The following is a 19,113-nucleotide window of genomic DNA, read 5'->3' as shown; positions in this document are numbered from 1 at the left end:
CCGCGATGCGGAGGGGTCTCGCGTCCTGCAGATAAATACTGGCGGTGCTTGAGTCGAGCGCCGCGGGCTCGTACTGGCACTGCCTACCCGGCTGAAATCAGAGAAGATCTCACCATGAAAATACTCTGCTGGTTCCTAGGGCACATCTGGAGCAGCCATGCCGGCTTCTACGATGAGCGGCCGCACCAGTCTGCCCACTGCATGAGATGCGGAACCCGCGCCTAGCCGTACTTCCCGGATCCAACATCTCCTCCACAGCACCCGATTAGCGGGCTTTCCCACATAGCGGCGTTCGCTGCTATGCCCGCCCCCGCGCCCTCCCGCAGTCTGGTGGCGGAGGTAAGAATGAGAGCCAAAGACTTGCTTGGCCGGCGCGGAGAAGAACTAGCCGCCGGATATCTGGAATCACAGGGCATGCGGATCGTGGACCGCAACTGGCGCTGTTCCGAAGGCGAAATCGACATCGTGGCCCTTGACGGCGATTCGCTCGTCATCGCCGAGGTGAAAACGCGGAAGTCCCTGGCGTACGGGCATCCTTTTGAAGCCGTCGGCGTTGCCAAACTGGCGCGCTTGCACAGGCTTGCATCGGCATGGTGCCGGGACCACGAACTGCGCATGCCCTGCCGCCGCGTCGACGTGGTTGCCGTCCTGGACGACGGCGCCGGCCAGCCGCGCGTGGAGCATCTCAGGGGGGTGGGGTAGGTGGCCCTGGGCAGGACGTATTCCGTGGCGCTCGTGGGACTCAATGGGTACATCGTGGAAGTTGAAGCTGACATCGGCCAGACTCTCCCGGCCTTCGTAATTCTCGGCTTGCCGGACGCTTCGCTGAACGAAGCCAAGGAACGGATCCGGTCGGCCGCGCAAAACTCCGGCATTCCGCTGAGCCGGCGCAAGATCACCGCCAACCTCATCCCTGCATCGCTGCCCAAACGGGGCTCGGGTTTCGACCTGGCCATCACCATGGCGGTTCTTCGGGCCGCAAATGACATCCACTCAACTGAACGGACAGTCTTCATTGCTGAGCTGGGCCTTGACGGCAGGCTCAGGCCGGTCCGCGGCATCCTCCCCGCCGTGATGGCCGCCGTGCAGGCGGGTTACCCGGACATAGTGGTTGCCCAGGCGAATGCGGCTGAGGCCGGCCTCGTACCCGGCGCCCGCGTACGCGGATACAAGACCCTTGCCCGACTTGCCTGTGACTTCGGGGCTGATCCGATGGAGCTTGCGCTTGACTTCGAACCCGAAGACGAGGAATGCTCCGGCGAAGCTGCGGCCGGACCCACCGTGGCACCGGACATGTGCGATGTCTCGGGCCAGGGGGATGCCCGGAGGGCACTCGAAGTCGCGGCCGCGGGTGCCCATCATCTGCTCCTGTCCGGCCCGCCCGGTGCCGGGAAGACAATGCTCGCCGAACGGCTCCCGGGCCTGCTGCCGGACCTGGCTGACAGCGAGGCCATGGAAGTGACGGCCATCCACTCTTTGTGTGCCCTGCCGTCAGCCTCCGTGCAGCTCCTTCGACGGCCGCCGTTTGAGAATCCCCACCACAGCGCCACCGCCGCCGCCATCATCGGAGGCGGATCAGGGCTGCCGCGTCCGGGCGCCGCCTCCAGGGCACACCGTGGCGTGCTGTTCCTGGATGAGGCCCCGGAATACGAACGGCGGGTCCTCGATGCGCTCAGGCAACCCTTGGAGAGTGGCGAACTGGTGATCCACCGGTCCGCCGGTACAGCTGCCTATCCGGCAAGATTCCAACTCGTGCTGGCCGCCAACCCGTGCCCCTGCGGCAAGGCCTCGGGGAAGGGGCTTGATTGCACCTGCACCCCGATGATGCGGCGCCGCTACCTCGCCCGGATGTCCGGGCCACTCCTGGACCGGGTGGACATCCAGTTGCAGGTGGAGCGGGTTTCGCTTGCCGATTTCGGGCGTACCGGTGCGGAGGAAGGCACTACTGCAATTGCTGCACGGGTCCGTGACGCCCGCCTGCGCCAGCTGCAGAGGCTTCGGCCCCTTGGGCTGGAAACCAACTCCCAGGTGCCCGGCCGCGTCCTTCGCGGAGCACTGCGCCTTGCATCACCCACCACACGCATCCTGGACCACTCGCTTGAACGCGGTGTGCTGACTGCCCGCGGATACGACCGTGTTCTGCGCCTTGCTTGGACACTGGCGGACCTGGCATGCCGTGACACCCCGGATCCCGACGACATCGGGCAGGCGCTGGGGCTCCGGCAAGCTGTCTCGGCTGCCGCCTGAAAGGAAAACGATGACTGACCATGAACGCATATCCCGTGCCGCCCTATCGCGCCTTATGGAACCGCAGGACGCCGTAGGCCTGGCACTCGTCAGGGCGGCCGGCGCAGTGGACGCGCTCCGGATAGCTACCGGCCAGTTGGGGTCCGGGCCTCAGCTGGAACAGGACGTCACGGCTTTGCTTGCGGAGAACGGGACAGCGAGCTGGCCCGGAATGAGCGCTTCGCTCAAGCGCTGGGCCCCGCGCATTCCGGACCTGGCTCCGGAGCGGGATCTCGCCACCATGCACCGGCTGGGCGGCCGGATGATCATGCCGTCCGATTCACTCTGGCCCGGGCAGTTGGCCGACCTGGAACTTCATGAGCCCATCTGCCTCTGGTGGCGCGGAATGGAACACCCGCTGCCTGCGGCGGCGAAGTCCATCGCCCTGGTTGGTTCCCGCGACAGCACCAGCTATGGCGCGGCTGTCACGGGCGACCTGGCCTATTCGTTGGCACAGCGGGGCTTCACCATTGTGTCGGGAGGGGCTTACGGGATCGATGCGCACGCCCACCGGGCTGCGCTGGCCGGTGCCGGTGACGTGATGCCCACAATCGCCGTCATGGCCGGGGGAGTGGACCGTTTCTATCCGTCCGGCAACGAAGACTTGCTCAGGACCGTCGCGAACCAAGGTGCCGTCCTGGCTGAAGTACCGCCCGGATCCGCACCCACCAGGTACCGGTTCCTGCAGCGGAACCGCCTTATCGCTGCGTTGTCCTCGGTGACCGTGGTGGTGGAGGCCCGCTGGCGCTCCGGTGCACTGAACACTGCCCACCACGCGGAAAGCCTGGGTAGGGCAGTCGGCGCCGTCCCAGGGTCCGTCCACAGCGCAAATTCCGCCGGGTGCCACCGGCTGATTCGCGAAGGGGGAGCCGTCTGCGTCACGGACGCCGGCGAAATCGCGGAACTTGCCTCACCCAGCGGCGAATCGTTGGCAGACGAGGCCCCGGCACAGCGTGCCGACCATGACGGCCTTACCCTGGAGGACCTCATCCTCCTGGACGCACTGCCGCTCAGATCCACCAGCTCCGTCGAAAAACTGACGTCGGTCGCGGGACTGAGTACTGAGGCGGTCAGGGCTGGCCTGGGCAGGCTGGGGCTGCTGGGGCTTGCCGAATCCGAACGCGGCGGCTGGAAACGGTCCCGGAAAGCCGGCTGACCGTATCCCTCCTGCCGGCCATGTGACCGCTGCACTCGCTGCCGTCAGGCCTGCGACTTCCGTTAACCGGCTGCCCCGGCTGCGTGGTTCCTTGATTGGCAGTCGAATAATGGGAAAGTTGGACCGTGGACACTCATGACCTCCCGCCGGCCCTCGCTGACGCCGCCCGCGGTTTCGGCCGCTACCTGGAAGGCGAACGTGCCAGGTCGCCCCACACCGTGCGCGCCTACCTGTCCGACGTCCAGAGCCTGCTCCAGGTGGCGGCAGCAGACGGTGCCACCAACCTCGACGGGATCGAACTGTCCACGTTGCGGCGCTGGCTCGGCGCGCAGAGCGAGGCGGGCATGTCCCGGTCCACGCTGGCCCGGCGCGCCGCGACGGCCCGGTCCTTCACCTCCTGGGCGGTGCGGGAAGAGCTCCTGGGGTCCGATCCGGCGCTGCGACTGAAGGCGCCAAAGCGGGAAAGAGCCCTGCCGGGCGTCCTGCACCAGCAACAGGTACTGCGCGTCGTCGACCAGCTGAAGGCGGCAGCTGAAGACGGCGGCCCGCTCGCCCTCCGGGACCGTGCAATGGTGGAGTTGCTCTACGCCACCGGCGTCCGTGTCGGGGAGCTGGCAGGTATGGACGTGGACGACCTCGATCCAGACCGGCGGACGCTCAGGGTTGTCGGCAAGGGCAACAAAGAGCGGACAGTTCCGTACGGGCTGCCGGCAGCAGTCGCCGTCGACGATTGGTTGCGCCGCGGACGTCCGGCGTTGGTCGTTACCGGGAGCGGTCCGGCACTGTTCCTCGGAGCAAGGGGCCGACGGGTGGATCAGCGGCAGGTTCGCACGGTGGTGAAAGACGTGCTGGACGCGCTGGGAGACACTGCTGCCACTGGACCCCACGCTCTCCGGCACTCCGCCGCCACCCATTTGCTGGACGGAGGAGCCGACCTAAGGGCAGTTCAGGAAATCCTCGGCCACAGCAGCCTGGCGACCACGCAGATCTACACCCACGTCTCGGTCGACCGGCTGCGGCAAAGCTACCAGCAGGCGCATCCGCGAGCCTGAAACGTATCCAGGAGCCGACGTTGGGCACCTCCCGCCCACGTTCGGCCCCGCCGGGCCGCCTGCAGAGCCCCGCCAGCCGGAGTGCAGGATTTCTTGATCATCTCCGGCGCGCCGAATTGCACTGGCGTAATTAGGCGGGGTACGGCACAATAAGAATCACGCCCGGCAACTGTCAAGTCAGGCTTGAAGCTCGCCCTCAAGCGGTTTCAAGTTTCGCCGGGCACTAATTTCATAGTCTTGCAGGGACCACCGGCAGCATGCGGACCCGGCGCGGCAGACACACATCCAGGCAGAGGTCGTTGGGGAAGACGTACCTACAGCTATGGAGGATGGAATGTCTGTTGCAATGACCCGCGGTGTCTTGTTCGTTCACTCGGCCCCGACCGCCCTGTGCCCCCACGTTGAGTGGGCCATCGGGTCGGTCGTGGATAAGCGGACGGACCTGGAGTGGACTGCCCAGCCTGCTGCGCCCGGAATGTTCCGTTCGGAGCTTTCCTGGACCGGCAGCCCGGGGACCGGTGCGCTGCTGGCGTCAGCCCTGCGTGGCTGGGCGCACCTGCGCTATGAGGTCACCGAGGAGCCGAGCCAGGGCGTGGATGGCGGCCGATGGTCACACACCCCGGAACTGGGAATCTTTCATGCCGTCACGGACGTGCATGGAAACATCATGGTCTCCGAGGACCGCATCCGCTATGCCTACGAGTCCGGTGCCGGCGACCCGTCCGCCGTCTACCACGAGCTGTCCCTTGCGCTCGGTGAAGCCTGGGACGAAGAGCTGGAGCCGTTCCGGCACGCTGCCGAGGGCGCTCCAGTACGCTGGCTACACCAGGTGGGCTGACCGGGCCCCCGCGACCGGACCCCCGCGAGCGGACTCAGCGCAAGCGGACACAGCGCAAGCGGGCACAACCGGATTGCTCAGCAATACCCTCCATAACGTAAGAGGCCCCTGCCGGACGGCAGGGGCCTCTTACTGTGACATCGCGGACGCTAGATGCTGCGGACGGCAATGACGGCGTTGTGGCCGCCGAAGCCGAACGAGTTGCTTAGCGCCACGATGCTGCCCGAGGGTAGCTCGCGGGCGGTCTTCGTGACGACGTCCAGCGGAATCTCCGGATCCTGGTTTTCCAGGTTGATGGTTACGGGAGCCTTGCGCTCGTACACGGCCAGTACGGTCAGCACAGCCTCTACGGCGCCCGAAGCACCCAGCAAGTGGCCCATCTGCGATTTGGTCGCGGAGACCGCCACGTTGTCCACGTGCGATCCCAGGGCAGCTCGAAGAGCCGTGTACTCGGGCTTGTCACCTACGGGCGTGGACGTCGCGTGCGCGTTGACGTGCACGACTTCCTCGGCCTGGATACGGCCGTCGAACATGGCCGCCTTCAGGGCGCGGGTGGCGCCCAGGCCCTGGGGATCCGGCGCGGTGATGTGGTAGGCGTCTGCCGTCACAGAGGTTCCGGCGAGCTCGCCGTAGATCCGGGCTCCACGGGCAAGCGCGTGTTCCTCAGCCTCGATGACCAGGGCTCCGGCGCCTTCGCCCATGACGAAACCGTCGCGGCCCGTATCGTAGGGGCGGGACGCGTGCTCGGGATCGTCATTGCGGCGGGAGAGTGCCTGCATCGAGGCGAACGCGGCAATGGGCATCGGGTGGATCGCGGCTTCGGCGCCGCCGCAGACCACGACGTCGGCCTTGCCTGAGCGGATGAGGTCCAGTCCGAGGTGCAGGGCCTCAGTGCCGGACGCGCAGGCGGACACCGGGGTGTGGGCGCCGGCGCGGGCGCCAAGGTCAAGGCTAACCGCTGCGGCCACGCCGTTGGGCATGAGCATGGGCACGGTCATGGGCAGAACGCGTCGCGGGCCCTTTTCGCGCAGGGTGTCCCAGGCGTCCAGGAGGGTCCATACGCCGCCGATGCCCGTGGCAAAGGCCACCGCCAGGCGGTCGTGGTCGACTTCGGTGATGCCGGAGTCGGCCCACGCTTCGCGTGCGGCGACGACGCCGAACTGCGTGGACGGGTCCATCCGCTTTGCTTCCACACGGCTCAGGACATCCAGGGCGGGGGTGGAGGCGCGGGCTGCGAAGTGAACGGGCAGTTCATACTTCGCCACCCAGTCATCCTCGAGCGTGCGCGCGCCGGAGACGCCCTTCAGCGCGTTATTCCACATTGTGGGGACATCGCCGCCAATGGGCGTGGTGGCACCCAGACCGGTAATGACTACTTTGCGTGCCATGGGATCACTCTCTATCGGTGCGCATGCCGTATCCGGGGAGATGCCTGGCCGGGGATGCGTGGGGAAAACTTGAGGTCATTCAGCGGTGCCCGGTCCGGGGCGCGTGGTCAGCGCTCCGGACCGGATACCAGTGCAGGCCGTTGCCGGCAGGAGCCAGGACTAGGCCTGTGCGTTTGCGATGAAGCTGACAGCGTCACCGACGGTCTTGAGGTTCTTGACCTCTTCATCCGGGATGCGCACGCCGAACTTCTCTTCGGCGTTGACCACGATGGTCATCATGGAGATGGAATCGATGTCGAGGTCCTCGGTGAAGGACTTGTCCAGCTCGACTGCTTCGGTGGCGAGGCCGGTCTCTTCGTTGACGATTTCAGCCAGGCCGGCCAGGATCTCTTCGTTGCTAGCCATTGATGGCTCCTTTTCTTGTTGTTGCCGGCAGGTACTGCCGGAAATGATTCAAGCCGCGGTTACGGCTTGGTTCGCGAATCCGTACTGTTCAGAACGTATTCAGTTGTGGGTAAAGGTTCGGCTACGGGAGCACGATGACCTGGGCACCGAACACCAGACCTGCGCCGAATCCGATCTGCAGTGCGAGTCCGCCGCTGAGTTCGGGATTTTCCTGCAGGAGGCGGTGGGTGGCCAGCGGAATGGAAGCTGCGGAGGTGTTTCCGGCCTCAGCGATGTCCCGGGCCACCTTGACGGTCTCGGGGAGCTTGAGCTTCTTGACCATTTCGTCGATGATCCGCATGTTGGCCTGGTGGGGGATAAAAGCCACTAGGTCGTCAGCTGTGATCCCGGCGGCGTCGAGGGCCTGCTGGGCGACCTTGGCCATCTCCCAAACCGCCCAGCGGAATACGGTCTGGCCGTCCTGGCGCAGGGTGGGCCAGATGGCAGCGTCGGTTACCTCGGCCTCCTCGGCGCTCAGCGCGCCGGACTTGTTCGCGGCCAAGGCGAGTTCCCGCACATCAAGCAGCGAATGTGTCATGCCGATGGCATCCCACTTGCTGCCGTCCGAACCCCAGACCGAGGGACCGATGCCGGGCGTGTCGGAGGGGCCGATCACCACGGCGCCGGCGCCGTCACCAAGCAGGAAGGAGATCGTGCGCTCGGTGTTGTCGATGACGTCGGAGAGCTTCTCGGCTCCCACCACCAGCACGTACTCGGCCGCTCCGGAGCGGACCAGGGCGTCGCCCTGGGCAATGCCGTAGCAATAGCCGGCACACGCAGCCGAGATGTCGAAGGCCGGAGCAGGCGTTGCGCCGAGGCGGTCTGCCAGGCTTGCAGCAGCAGAGGGCGTCGCGTACGGGTGCGTAACAGTGGAGACGATGACGGCGCCCAGCTGGCTGGCTTCGATGCCGGCCTTCGCCAGGGCTTCGCGGGCCGCGCCTTCCGCCATGTCAATGACACTGACGTCTGCGGGGGCCCGGTGACGGGTCACGATGCCGGTACGCTGCCGGATCCATTCATCCGAGGAGTCGATCCACTGGCACACATCCTCGTTGGTGACGATGACGCTTGGCCGGTAGGCGCCAAGTCCGAGGATGCGGGTGTGTTCCCGCAGCGGTGCCTGCTTGAGTACGGGGGCGCTCATGCCTGTCCCTCCAGTTCTGCGAATAGTGCAAGGGCGGCGGTGAGATCGTCCGGGGTTTTGACGGCGACCGTCTTCACTCCGGGCATGCCCCGCTTGGCGAGTCCGGCCAGGGTTCCGGCCGGTGCAAGTTCAATGACTCCGGTGACGCCGCGCTGCACCAGCGTTTCCATGCACAGGTCCCAGCGGACCGGGCGGGAAACCTGGGCGATGAGGCTGCCGACTGCTGCGTCGCCGTCGGTCACTTCCTTGCCGTCAAAGTTGGACAGCAGCGGTACCTGGGGGTTCCGGGGCTTGAGCGACGGCTTCAGGGCTTCCAGGGCAGCGACCGCCGGGGACATGTGCGAGGTGTGGAAGGCACCGGCCACCTTCAACGGGATCACGCGGGCCTTGGCCGGCGGGTTCTCCGCGAGGGCCTTGAGCTGCTCGAACGTGCCTGCGGCGACGGTCTGGCCGGCACCGTTGACGTTGGCAGGCGTGGCTCCGGAGGCCTCAATGGCCGCCAGGACCTCGGCAGGGTCCCCGCCAACCACGGCGCTCATGCCGGTGGGCGTGACGGCTGCCGCGGCGGCCATGCTGTTGGCACGTTCCCGCACGAAGGTCATTGCCTCGGTCTCGGTGAGGACACCCGCAAGCGCCGACGCCGTGATCTCGCCGACGGAATGCCCGGCGAGGATGACGGGCAGGGTGCTGAGTTCGACGTCGAACAGCGACTTGGCGGCCACCAGTCCGGCCGCAACGATCAGTGGCTGGGCCACCGCCGTGTCCTTGATGGTTTCCTCATCCGACGTGGTGCCGTGTGCGGTGAGGTCGATGCCTGCTATTTCACTGAGGGAGGCCAAATGGCCTGCGACGGGAGGCAGTTCCAGCCAGGGGGCCAGAAAACCAGGGGTCTGGGAGCCCTGTCCAGGGCAGACGATTGCAAGCACGTATCCAGCTTTCCAAATTACCGCGTGATTCTCGGTGTATTCATGCACCAAGCTCACTGGGTCAGTTTGTAGGAAGTCTACAACGGTTCAGCTGCCGTTCCGGGACGGCTGGCGTTCGGCGGGTGCCTTGGGCGGCGCGGAAAGCCGCCCCACCACGAGGGCTGCCTGCAGCACAAACGCCTCCCGGGGAAGGAGCGGATCCCAGCCTGTGACGTCACAGACGCGCTTGAGCCGGTAGCGGACGGTATTGGCGTGCACAAAGAGTTCACGGGCCGTTGCTTCCAGTGAGTGCCCGAGTTCGAGGTAGGTACCGAGGGTCTCCACCAGCCCGTTGGACGCTGCGATCAATGGCCGGTAGATGTTCTTGATAAGCGAGCGGCGGGCGGCATCGTCCCCGGAAATGACCCGCTCCGGCAGCAGGTCGTCGGCAGCAACCGGGCGCGGTGCCGAGGGCCACGCGCGTGCAGCTGTCAGCCCGGCGAAAGCCGACTGGGCCGAACTGCTCGCTTCCAGCAGGGAACCCGCTTCCGGCCCGTAGACAACAGGACCCGGGGCGAAGAGTTCGCTGAGTTTCAGGTAGGCGCTCTCCCGGTCCTGGACCCCTCCGAGGATGAGGATGAGCCGGTCGCCCTGGATCCCCACCAGCGCGTCTTCGGCGAACCTGCCGGCGGTCCGGCGCAGTTCGCTGACGTAGCTGGCGCTGGGTTCCGACGGCGAATTTCCCACCATCACGGTAAAACGTTCCTGGGCTTTCCAGCCGAGGGCGGCAATGCGGGACCTTAAGGCATCGGTATTCTCGCCGCGCAGGATCGCATCGACGATCAGGGCTTCCAGCCGGGTGTCCCAGGAGCCCCTGGACTCGGCCGCCCGGGCGTAGACGTCAGCCGCGGCAAAAGCCACTTCACGTGAATAGCGGAGCACGGCTTCACGGAGTGCGGGCTGATCCGCCTCCGGGGCGATCACGGGCACCTGGTCCTCCACCACCTCCACCACGATCCTGATGAGCTGGAGGGCCTTCTGCAGGCTGATGGAGCGGGTTAGTTCAGTCGGCGCGGTCCCGAAGACGTCGGTGAGGATCCACGACGGCGAGCTTGGCCGCTCGTACCAGGTCACGAACGCGGCAATACCGTTCTGGGCCACCATCCCGAGGGCGGACCGCTCATCGGAACTGAGCCGGCTGTACCACGGCAGCGATTTCTCCAGCTGGCGCATCGTGGTGGTGGACAGCTGCCCCACGCTCGCCCGGAGTTTCTTCAGCGTCTGGGCTTTTTCCGGCGTCAGGGCGCGCGAGGCCGGCTTGCGCTTTGCGGGGGTGGGGGTTGGCTCTGCCATGCATCGAGCATACGGTGCGCGCAGGCCAAGCTCCATTTGTGCAAAGGCTACAACTCGGTTTGCGCTGCGTCACAGGCCAGCCCGGTACGCGCAACACCCCGCCCGGTCAGGCCAACACACCGGTCAGGCCAACACAGGGCAGCAACGACGACGGCGGCCCCCACCATTGGTGGGGACCGCCGTCGTCAATCTCCCTGGCTAGGGGCGGAACGTCAGGATTCGCCTCCGGCGTTTCCGGTGGAACCCGCGTTCACATTGTGCAAGCGGTACTTCTCAATGGCCTGGGCGGGAGCCTGGGCGTCAACTTCGCTGCGCCGAGCGAGCATCTCCAGTGAACGGACCACGATGGAGTGGATGTCGTTCTTGAAGAAGCGGCGGGCGGCGGCGCGGGTGTCGGAGAAGCCGAAGCCGTCCGCGCCGAGCGAGGCGAACTCGTTCGGGAGGAACTGGCGGATCTGGTCCGGGACGGCCTTCATGTAGTCCGTGACCGCCACGATGGGGCCGGTGGCCCCTTCGAGCTGAGCGGTGACGAACGGTACCCGCGCCGGCTGGCCCGGGTTGAGGAATGCTTCTTCCTCGGCGGCCATGGCGTCGCGGCGGAGTTCGTTCCAGGACGTGACGGACCAGACGTCCGCGGAGACGCCCCAGTCCTCGGCCAGGATCCGCTGGGCTTCCAGCGCCCAGGGCACCGAAACGCCCGAGGCCAGGATCTGCGTGCGGGGGCCGTCAATCTTGGCCGGTGCGAGCAGGTAGATGCCCTTGATCACGCCTTCAACGTCCAGCTCTTCCGGCTCGGCCGGCTGGGTGATGGGTTCGTTGTAGACGGTGATGTAGTACATCAGGTTCCGGTCAGTGGAGTCCGGTCCGTACATCCGTTCGATGCCGTCGCGGATGATGTGGCCCATTTCGTAGCCGTAGGCGGGGTCGTAGGTGACGACTGCCGGGTTGGTGGCGGCGAGGATGGGGGAGTGGCCGTCGGCGTGCTGGAGTCCTTCGCCGGTGAGGGTGGTCCGTCCTGCGGTGGCGCCGATGATGAATCCGCGGGTCATTTGGTCCGCGGCGGCCCAGAAGGCGTCGCCGGTGCGCTGGAAGCCGAACATGGAGTAGAACACGTAGACCGGGATCAGCGGTACGCCGTGGGTGGCGTAGGCGGTGCCGGCGGCGGTGAAGGCTGCGACGGCGCCGGCTTCGTTGATGCCGGGGTGGATCAGCTGGCCCTGGGCGGATTCCTTGTAGGCCAGGACCAGGTCCCGGTCTACGGAGAGGTAGTTCTGGCCCTTGGGGTTGTAGATCTTGGCCGTGGGGAAGAACGCGTCCATGCCGAACGTGCGTGCCTCATCGGGGATGATCGGCGCGATGTGCTTGCCGAACTCCTTGTCCCGCATGAGGTCCTTGAGCAGGCGGACGAAGGCCATGGTGGTGGCTGCCTGCTGCTTGCCCGAACCGCGCTTGGCCACCTCATAGGACTTCGCGTCCGGAAGCGTGATGGCGGCATGCTTGCTGCGGCGCTCCGGAACGGAGCCGCCCAGCGCTGCCCGGCGCTCCATCATGTACGCGATTTCCGGCGCATCGTTGCCGGGGTGGAAGTACGGCGGCTGGTAGGGATCGCCCTCGAGCTGCTCATCCGTGATCGGGATGCGCAGGTGGTCCCGGAACGACTTGAGGTCGTCGAGGGTGAGTTTCTTCATCTGGTGCGTGGCGTTGCGGCCTTCGAAGTGCGGGCCGAGGCCGTAGCCCTTGACCGTTTTGGCCAGGATGACGGTGGGTTTGCCCTTGAATTCGGTGGCTGCCTTGTACGCGGCGTAGACCTTGCGGTAGTCGTGGCCGCCGCGCTTGAGCTTCCAGATCTGGTCATCGGTGAGGTCCGCGACGAGGTCCTTGGTGCGGGGGTCCTTGCCGAAGAAGTGTTCGCGGACGAACCCGCCGGATTCGGCCTTGTAGGTCTGGTAGTCCCCGTCCGGGGTTTCGTTCATGATCTTCACCAGCGACCCGTCGGAGTCCTTGGCGAGCAGCTCATCCCATTCCCGGCCCCAGACGACCTTGATGACGTTCCAGCCCGCGCCGCGGAAGAACGCTTCGAGTTCCTGCATGATCTTCCCGTTGCCGCGCACCGGCCCGTCCAGGCGCTGGAGGTTGCAGTTGATCACGAAGTTCAGGTTGTCCAGGTTCTCGTTCGCGGCGAGCTGGAGCAGGCCGCGGGACTCGGGCTCGTCCATTTCCCCGTCGCCCAGGAACGCCCAGACCTGCTGGTCCGAGGTGTCTTTCAGGCCGCGGTTGTGCAGGTACCGGTTGGACTGGGCCTGGTAGATCGCGTTCATCGGCCCGATGCCCATGGACACGGTGGGGAATTCCCAGAACCCGGGCATCAGCCGCGGGTGCGGGTAGGAGGACAGGGCGTGCCCGGCCTTGGACTTTTCCTGCCGGAACCCGTCCAGGTCTTCCTCGGTCAGCCGGCCTTCCATGAAGGCACGGGCGTACATGCCGGGGGAGGCGTGGCCCTGGAAGAAGACCTGGTCCCCGCCGCCGGGGTGGTCCTTGCCGCGGAAGAAGTGGTTGAACCCGACCTCGTACAGGGTCGCGGCACCGGCGTAGGTGGAGATGTGCCCGCCGACGCCGATGTTCGGGCGCTGGGACCGGTGCACCATGACCGCGGCGTTCCAGCGCATGTACGCCCGGTAGCGGCGCTCGTATTCCTCGTTGCCGGGGAACGGTGCTTCCTGGTCCGCGGGGATGGTGTTCACATAGTCCGTGGTGGTGACCATCGGAACCCCGACGCTCTGGGCGCCGGCACGCTGCAGGAGACTGCGCATGATGTACTGGGCACGCTCAGTGCCCTGTTCCCTGATCAGCGTATCCAGGGACTCAATCCATTCGGCGGTCTCTTCCGGATCACGATCAGGCAGCTGGTTAGTCAACCCGCTGAGGATATGGGAGGTATCTTCTCCTGCAGCCACGTCCAACCTCTCTTTGCGCGCATGCATCGGCGCCCTCAGGTCCGGCAGGGTAACTGCCTGGCGTGAACGCGACGTGTGCGACGTATCGGTTACATCAGCCCGGTCATGTGCGCCGGGCAGGGTCCTATCACGTCTATGTCCTCTTAAAACCAGGGCGATCGCCCCGCCGGCATAGTCGTCATCAGCCACTCTAGCCGTGAGAGCTATCCGATGCGTAGCCGCTGCCTGACGTGCCTGTCGTATTTGACGTCATACTGGTTTGTGACGGAAAGCCGAACGGCCGGTCCGTCGCCAGGCCCTGATGTGACGCAGAATAAGTGGGATCGCGGGGGCAACAGCTTGAAGAGCAGGCACAAAGGGTGTTGGCTTGTAGTAATGGAAATCACTAGATTTATGCAGATGACTAAGCATTGGAGGAACACGTGAGCGAGGCCGACGCCGCCACTTCGGTAAATGTGGCGGAAAAATTGGGTTTCAAAAACGGGGATCTGATTCAGGAGTTCGGTTACGACGACGACGTCGACTTCGACTTACGTGACGATATTGAGGACCTGACCGGTTCTGAACTCCTTGATGAAGACGACCATGACGTGGTTGACGCCGTCATTTTTTGGTGGCGGGACGGCGACGGGGACCTGATTGACACCCTTATGGATTCCCTCACCACTTTGAGTGAGAACGGTGTGGTCTGGGTACTCACTCCGAAGTCGGGAAGGCACGGCTACGTGTCGCCGGCGGAGATTCAGGAAGCCGCCCCCACGGCAGGGCTCCATCTCACTACTTCCGCGGGCGTTTCCAAGGACTGGAGCGCCACGCGCCTGGTCACCAGGAAGAACAAGTGACGCTGCAGCAACTGCAAACGGTTGACGACGCCGGTGCGGCCCCCGCTGTTCCCGAGGTCGGAGACCTGGCACCGGACTTTGAACTGGTCAATCAGTACGGCGAACCCGTACGGCTGTCGGAACTGCGGGGACGCAACGTCGTCGTCGTTTTTTATCCGTTCGCCTTTTCCGGCATCTGCACGGGCGAGCTCTGTGAAATCCGGGACAACCTCTCCCTGTTTGAGGACGCGAATGCCACCGTCCTGGCCCTTTCCGTGGACAGCAAGTTCACTGTGCGGGCCTACGCGGAAAAGGAGGGGTACGGATTCGACCTGCTGGCTGACTTCTGGCCCCATGGGGCAGTTGCCGCCCAATACGGCGTCTTCGACCCCAATAGCGGCATGGCTCAACGGGGTACGTTCATCATCGATGCGGACGGCATCATTCGGTACGTCGTGGTGAATCCTCGCGGCCAGGCCCGCGACCTGGCCGCCTACCGTGCCGCCCTGTCGGAGCTCGGCGGGAACTGACCCAATGAGGCAGCGGCACCCCGGGCTCGGCATGACTGGCTTCGCCAGTCTGCCGCCGGTGGGTGCCGCCGCTCCTGCACCCGACGAGCTCGGTGTCCTCCGGGGCATCAGGGACACAATAGCCGGAACGCGCTTCGCGCTCCTCACCGGAGCCGGCCTCAGCACCGACTCCGGCATCCCGGACTACCGGGGTCCGGATGCTGCCCCCAGGGCGCCGATGACCTACCAGGAGTTCATCGGACACGCCGGCAACCGCCAACGGTACTGGGCGCGCAACCATATCGGCTGGTCCCACCTGCGGCGTGCGGACCCGAACGACGGCCACGCGGCAGCGGCCCGGCTTGAGAAGCGCGGCCTGTTGACCGGCCTGATCACCCAGAATGTGGACCGGCTCCATGAGGACGCCGGGAGCGTCAACGTGGTGGACCTCCATGGCCGCTTTGACCGGGTGGCCTGCCTGTCCTGCGCGCGCCGTTACAGCAGAACGCTGCTGGCCGGAGTGCTGGAGGAGCTGAACCCGGGATTCCTGGAGCAGGCCCTGGCTGACGGTGTGGTTGAGATGGCTCCGGATGCCGACGCAACGGTGGAAGACTCGGACCTCATCCGCAGTTTTGTCGTGGCGCACTGCCCGGCCTGCGGGGGAACCCTCAAGCCTGACTTTGTGTACTTCGGCGAAAACGTACCAAAGGACCGGGTTGAACGCTCCTATGCCATGGTCGATGAGGCCGGCGCGCTGGTTGTTGCCGGATCCTCACTGACGGTCATGAGCGGGCTTCGCTTCGTCAGGCACGCCGCCAAGCAGGAGAAGCCGGTGGTCATCATCAACAGGGGAGCGACGCGCGGCGACGACCTTGCGACCATCAAGCTGGAGGCCGGCGTTAGCGAATCGCTCACGTGGCTCGCCGCCGAGCTTCCGGATCTGTGATGTGCACCTCACCCGCCCCTTGAGAAGGTTGCCGATTGGCTTTCTGCACGTTGCATCCGGTACAGTTGCTGTTCGTTGGTTGAAGCGCTGAGGCACGGAAATCATCGTTTGGGTCTTTAGCTCAGCTGGTAGAGCGCCACGTTTACACCGTGGATGTCATCGGTTCGATCCCGGTAGGACCCACCAGCAGAACCCCGTCATTGCAGGCTGAACAGGCCGCAACGGCGGGGTTTTTTGGGTCCAACGCCAAAGATATATTGTCGGACCCCGTCCATAGTGTGGCGGCATGGAACACATCATGATGAGGATGGCCCCGGACGGCCGGCCGCTCTCGATTCTCCGCGGCGGCCGCGAATGGACCATCGGCGCGGAGCCTGTCCGCTGGTTTGAGCGCGTGAGCTGGTGGGAGGCCGAGCGCAGGATGCCCAAGGGCCTGGGCAGGGTGGACATCGAGGTGTGGCGGGTCCAGGCAAGGCTGGGCAGGAACGAGAATTCGGCTCTGACCACCATGGAACTGATCCGCGACGGACTCGGCGGAGGCTGGCGGCTGAGGGAGGCTATTGCGGACGCCGCGTGATTCCTGGCCCGGCGATGCTGCCGGGGAATTGGAAAAGCCTTCCACCGCGGCTATTGGGGGATGCCGCGGTGGAAGGCTTGAATTGAATATACAGTGAATTTTTCGAAATGTGAAACAGTTTGAGGCGTGGCGTCCGCGCTCTCCAGAGTCAAAGGTCCTGAGCTGCCGGACTTAGCCGTCCAGGACTGCCGGCTTCCCCTGTCCCGGCAAGCGGGGCGCAGGGGAACAATTCGCTTCCCCAGACATTATGATGGTTACTGTTCAGCTGAATGAACAGGTTTGAATGAACGGCGCATTAACGGACGCGCTTTAACTGAAGGAGAATCATGGCCGATTCCCGGGCTCCCCGCACCTCCGACGGACTGGGGAGTGCGTCCCCCGCGCCGGCTGTGACGCGCGCCGCCGCCGTGCTGGAGGCCCTGGCTGCCTCCGCGACGGGCAGGCTCACGCTAAGTGACCTTTCGCGTGAACTCGGCATCCCCAAGTCGTCCACCTCGAACCTTTTGCTCGCCCTCGAAGAGGCGCGCCTCATCAACCGGCAGGGAGCCGACTTTACGCTCGGGCGCAAGCTCGTGGAACTTGGCGCCGCGTACCTCAGCCGGCTCGACGAGGTCCAGGAGTTCTACCGCTTCTGCGAACAGGCTCCCACCCTGTCCGGGGAGACGGTCCGCATCGCGATGCTTGACGGAACCAACGTCATCTACCTGGCCCGTTATGAGGGCCACCCTGCGGTCCGGCTAACGTCGAACATCGGCGACAAGATGCCGGTGTCGCTCTGCGCGGTGGGCAAGGCGCTCATCGCACGGCTGCACGACCACGACATTGACGAGCTGTTCCCCGATGACGCGGAGCTTCCGGTGCTCACGCCGAAGTCGCTGCGGACGGGTGCCGAATTTAAGAAGCAGTTGCCGGTCATCCGCGAGCAGGGATATGCCTTCGAGGATGAGGAATCCACCACCGGCGTCGTCTGCCTCGCCGTCTCAGTCCCCACGAGGGGAGCCCACGGGCCAAGCCTGGGCCTGTCGGTCACCGCCCTGAAGGCCACGTACTCCGACGAGCAGGGCGCCCTCATGGTCAAGGAGCTCAAGGAGTTGGCCCGGTCCCTGGGCAATCCCATGGGCTAGGCCGGGCCCGCGCGTGCGATCACGCACGGCCGGAAAAATAAATCGGATTTCATCATTGGCTATCCGTTCAGAGTGCTGTACTCTGTTCAATATAGTGATCGACACCACCGGTGACGCCGCTATCCCACCAGACCAACGGGGGTCTGGAGTGTTCTTAAGGGAGTGCTAGTGACAACTCGTACTGAATCACCGCTTGCCGATGCGGACGGCGCCGTCGTCGAACCGGAACAACTGCGGAGGGCAACTCTTGCCAGCTCCGTGGGCTCCGCTCTGGAGTATTACGACTTCTACATTTATGGCCTGGCTTCAGCCTTGATTTTCGGTCCCCTCTTCTTCAAGCCCCTCGGTGAGGACGGCGCGCTGATCGCGTCGTTCGCCACGTACGGCGTCGGGTTTGCTGCCCGTCCCTTCGGCGGCGTCATCTTTGGCGTCATCGGTGACAGGTTCGGCCGAAAAATGGTGCTGATCCTCACGATCGGCCTGATGGGAACCGCAAGCTTCGCCATCGGGCTGCTGCCCACGTTCGAGCAGGCGGGCATGCTGGGCGCGGTCCTGCTCGTGACCCTGCGCATCCTCCAGGGCCTCGGTGCCGGTGCTGAACAGGCCGGTGCAACAACATTGATTTCCGAAGTGGCGCCGCGCCGTCGCCGTGGATTCTTTGCTTCCCTGCCGTTCGTCGGCATCCAGCTGGGCACCCTCCTCGGTGCCGGCACGTTTGCACTGATCGCCATGGCTGACAAAGCCGTCCTTGAAGGCTGGCTGTGGCGTGTGCCGTTCCTGGCCAGCATCATCCTTATTGCGGTGGCCATCTTCATTCGGCTGCGGCTCAAGGAAACGCCGGTATTCCAGGAGCTCGAAAAGCACAAGAACGTGGTCAAGAACCCCATCGGCCAGTTGTGGAAGCACTCCAAGAAGAACGTCCTGATCGGCATCGGACTGCGCATGGGAGAGAACGGCAACTCCTCGATCTATTCCGCGCTCCTGATCGCGTTCCTGGCGGCAAAGGACGGCGTGTTCCCTGGCGACAAGTTCATCGGGCCTGTAGGCCTGCTCATTGCGGCCGGCTTTGCTGCCGTCATGGTGGTCACGTTCGGCGCACTCTCGGACCGTTACGGTCGCGTCCCGGTATACCGCTACGGCGCCCTGTTCCAGGCCGTCATCGCCCTTCCGGCGTTCTACCTCGTGACGCTCGGCAACGTTACCCTTGTCTGGGTGGTCATGGTGGTGGGCATCGCCATCGGCGTCCAGTCCATGCTTGGCCCCCAGTGCCCGCTCCTGCCTGAACTGTTCGGCTCCCAGTACCGCTTCACCGGAGTGGCCATGAGCCGCGAACTCTCTGCCGTCATGGCCGGCGGTCTTGTGCCCCTCGTGGGCGCATCGCTCCTTGCTGCAACGGATCACTCGTGGCTGGTGCTCGCCATCTACTCGCTGGTGCTCGCCCTGATCTCGTTCGCCACCACGTTCTTCACTCCGGAGACCGTGGGCCGCGACCTCGTCCTCACAGAGGATGCGAGCTAAGCCCCGCACGGACCCGGCAGCGCCGGAACTGCATTTCCAAAGCTAAGGACGTGGCTCCCTCCGCAAGGAAGGGGCCGCGTCCTTTGCTGCGCCCGCCA

At 65.1% G+C, this 19,113-nt stretch carries 17 protein-coding genes and 1 tRNA gene; 12 read left to right on the top strand and 6 right to left on the bottom strand.

The window, feature by feature from the left end; genetic code table 11:
* Positions 1-345: 345 nt before the first annotated feature.
* From ACSQ12_RS12865 to ACSQ12_RS12845, 5 genes are all read left to right on the top strand, one after another.
* On the top strand, positions 346-702 hold the full coding sequence (locus ACSQ12_RS12865; protein WP_011692316.1) for a YraN family protein: 357 nt from the start codon (positions 346-348) through the stop codon (positions 700-702).
* Complete coding sequence (locus ACSQ12_RS12860) at positions 703-2,247, top strand: YifB family Mg chelatase-like AAA ATPase (protein ID WP_436065648.1); 1,545 nt, start codon at positions 703-705, stop codon at positions 2,245-2,247. It begins immediately after the preceding gene.
* A 10-nt stretch (positions 2,248-2,257) separates the two neighbouring features.
* Complete coding sequence (dprA, locus tag ACSQ12_RS12855; protein WP_436065647.1) at positions 2,258-3,442, top strand: DNA-processing protein DprA; 1,185 nt, start codon at positions 2,258-2,260, stop codon at positions 3,440-3,442.
* Positions 3,443-3,567: 125 nt separating this feature from the next.
* On the top strand, positions 3,568-4,494 hold the full coding sequence (locus ACSQ12_RS12850; RefSeq protein WP_436065646.1) for a tyrosine recombinase XerC: 927 nt from the start codon (positions 3,568-3,570) through the stop codon (positions 4,492-4,494).
* A 334-nt stretch (positions 4,495-4,828) separates the two neighbouring features.
* Entirely contained in the window at positions 4,829-5,332 is a 504-nt protein-coding gene (locus ACSQ12_RS12845; RefSeq protein ID WP_011692312.1) for a DUF3145 domain-containing protein, read from the top strand.
* A 149-nt stretch (positions 5,333-5,481) separates the two neighbouring features.
* On the opposite strand, the gene fabF is transcribed toward ACSQ12_RS12845, so the two are convergent.
* The 6 genes from fabF to aceE form a co-directional block, all read right to left on the bottom strand.
* Positions 5,482-6,720 carry a beta-ketoacyl-ACP synthase II gene (fabF, locus tag ACSQ12_RS12840; RefSeq protein ID WP_209743967.1) on the bottom strand — a complete coding sequence of 413 codons (1,239 nt, stop codon included), beginning with the start codon at positions 6,718-6,720 and terminating at the stop codon, positions 5,482-5,484.
* A gap of 159 nt (positions 6,721-6,879) precedes the next feature.
* Positions 6,880-7,125, bottom strand: a complete 246-nt coding sequence (locus ACSQ12_RS12835; RefSeq protein WP_011692310.1) for an acyl carrier protein — start codon at positions 7,123-7,125, stop codon at positions 6,880-6,882.
* A 121-nt stretch (positions 7,126-7,246) separates the two neighbouring features.
* A complete protein-coding gene (locus ACSQ12_RS12830; RefSeq protein WP_209743970.1) occupies positions 7,247-8,308 on the bottom strand; it encodes a beta-ketoacyl-ACP synthase III in 1,062 nt (353 codons plus the stop codon).
* Entirely contained in the window at positions 8,305-9,234 is a 930-nt protein-coding gene (locus ACSQ12_RS12825) for an ACP S-malonyltransferase (RefSeq protein WP_436065645.1), read from the bottom strand. The genes ACSQ12_RS12830 and ACSQ12_RS12825 overlap by 4 nt, the downstream gene beginning before the upstream one ends.
* Positions 9,235-9,321: 87 nt before the next feature.
* Complete coding sequence (locus ACSQ12_RS12820) at positions 9,322-10,566, bottom strand: PucR family transcriptional regulator (protein WP_436065644.1); 1,245 nt, start codon at positions 10,564-10,566, stop codon at positions 9,322-9,324.
* 212 nt (positions 10,567-10,778) lie between these two features.
* On the bottom strand, positions 10,779-13,547 hold the full coding sequence (gene aceE, locus ACSQ12_RS12815) for a pyruvate dehydrogenase (acetyl-transferring), homodimeric type (RefSeq protein ID WP_436065643.1): 2,769 nt from the start codon (positions 13,545-13,547) through the stop codon (positions 10,779-10,781).
* Positions 13,548-13,942: 395 nt separating this feature from the next.
* Here aceE and ACSQ12_RS12810 point away from each other — a divergent pair, with 395 nt between their 5' ends.
* The 7 genes from ACSQ12_RS12810 (at position 13,943) to ACSQ12_RS12780 (ending at position 19,015) form a co-directional block, all read left to right on the top strand.
* The gene (locus ACSQ12_RS12810) at positions 13,943-14,362 is read left to right on the top strand and encodes a DUF3052 domain-containing protein (protein ID WP_043482300.1); all 420 of its coding nucleotides are present in this window, start codon (positions 13,943-13,945) and stop codon (positions 14,360-14,362) included.
* Positions 14,359-14,871: a peroxiredoxin gene (locus ACSQ12_RS12805; protein WP_374100832.1), complete on the top strand. Its 513-nt coding sequence runs from the start codon at positions 14,359-14,361 to the stop codon at positions 14,869-14,871. Before ACSQ12_RS12810 ends, ACSQ12_RS12805 begins: the two co-directional genes overlap by 4 nt.
* Positions 14,872-14,875: 4 nt before the next feature.
* Positions 14,876-15,796 carry an NAD-dependent protein deacetylase gene (locus ACSQ12_RS12800; RefSeq protein WP_209743982.1) on the top strand — a complete coding sequence of 307 codons (921 nt, stop codon included), beginning with the start codon at positions 14,876-14,878 and terminating at the stop codon, positions 15,794-15,796.
* A 110-nt stretch (positions 15,797-15,906) separates the two neighbouring features.
* Positions 15,907-15,982: transfer RNA gene (locus ACSQ12_RS12795), tRNA-Val, on the top strand.
* Positions 15,983-16,082: 100 nt separating this feature from the next.
* Positions 16,083-16,373, top strand: coding sequence for a hypothetical protein (locus ACSQ12_RS12790; RefSeq protein WP_011692302.1), 291 nt, complete (start codon positions 16,083-16,085; stop codon positions 16,371-16,373).
* A gap of 326 nt (positions 16,374-16,699) precedes the next feature.
* Positions 16,700-17,497: an IclR family transcriptional regulator gene (locus ACSQ12_RS12785; RefSeq protein ID WP_209743986.1), complete on the top strand. Its 798-nt coding sequence runs from the start codon at positions 16,700-16,702 to the stop codon at positions 17,495-17,497.
* A 168-nt stretch (positions 17,498-17,665) separates the two neighbouring features.
* Positions 17,666-19,015, top strand: a complete 1,350-nt coding sequence (locus tag ACSQ12_RS12780; protein ID WP_209743990.1) for an MFS transporter — start codon at positions 17,666-17,668, stop codon at positions 19,013-19,015.
* The last annotated feature ends 98 nt before the right edge of the window (positions 19,016-19,113 follow it).

This window comes from Arthrobacter sp. LjRoot14, from assembly GCF_964253905.1.
Lineage (GTDB): Bacteria > Actinomycetota > Actinomycetes > Actinomycetales > Micrococcaceae > Arthrobacter.
This window is presented reverse-complemented; position numbering and strand designations above follow the sequence as displayed.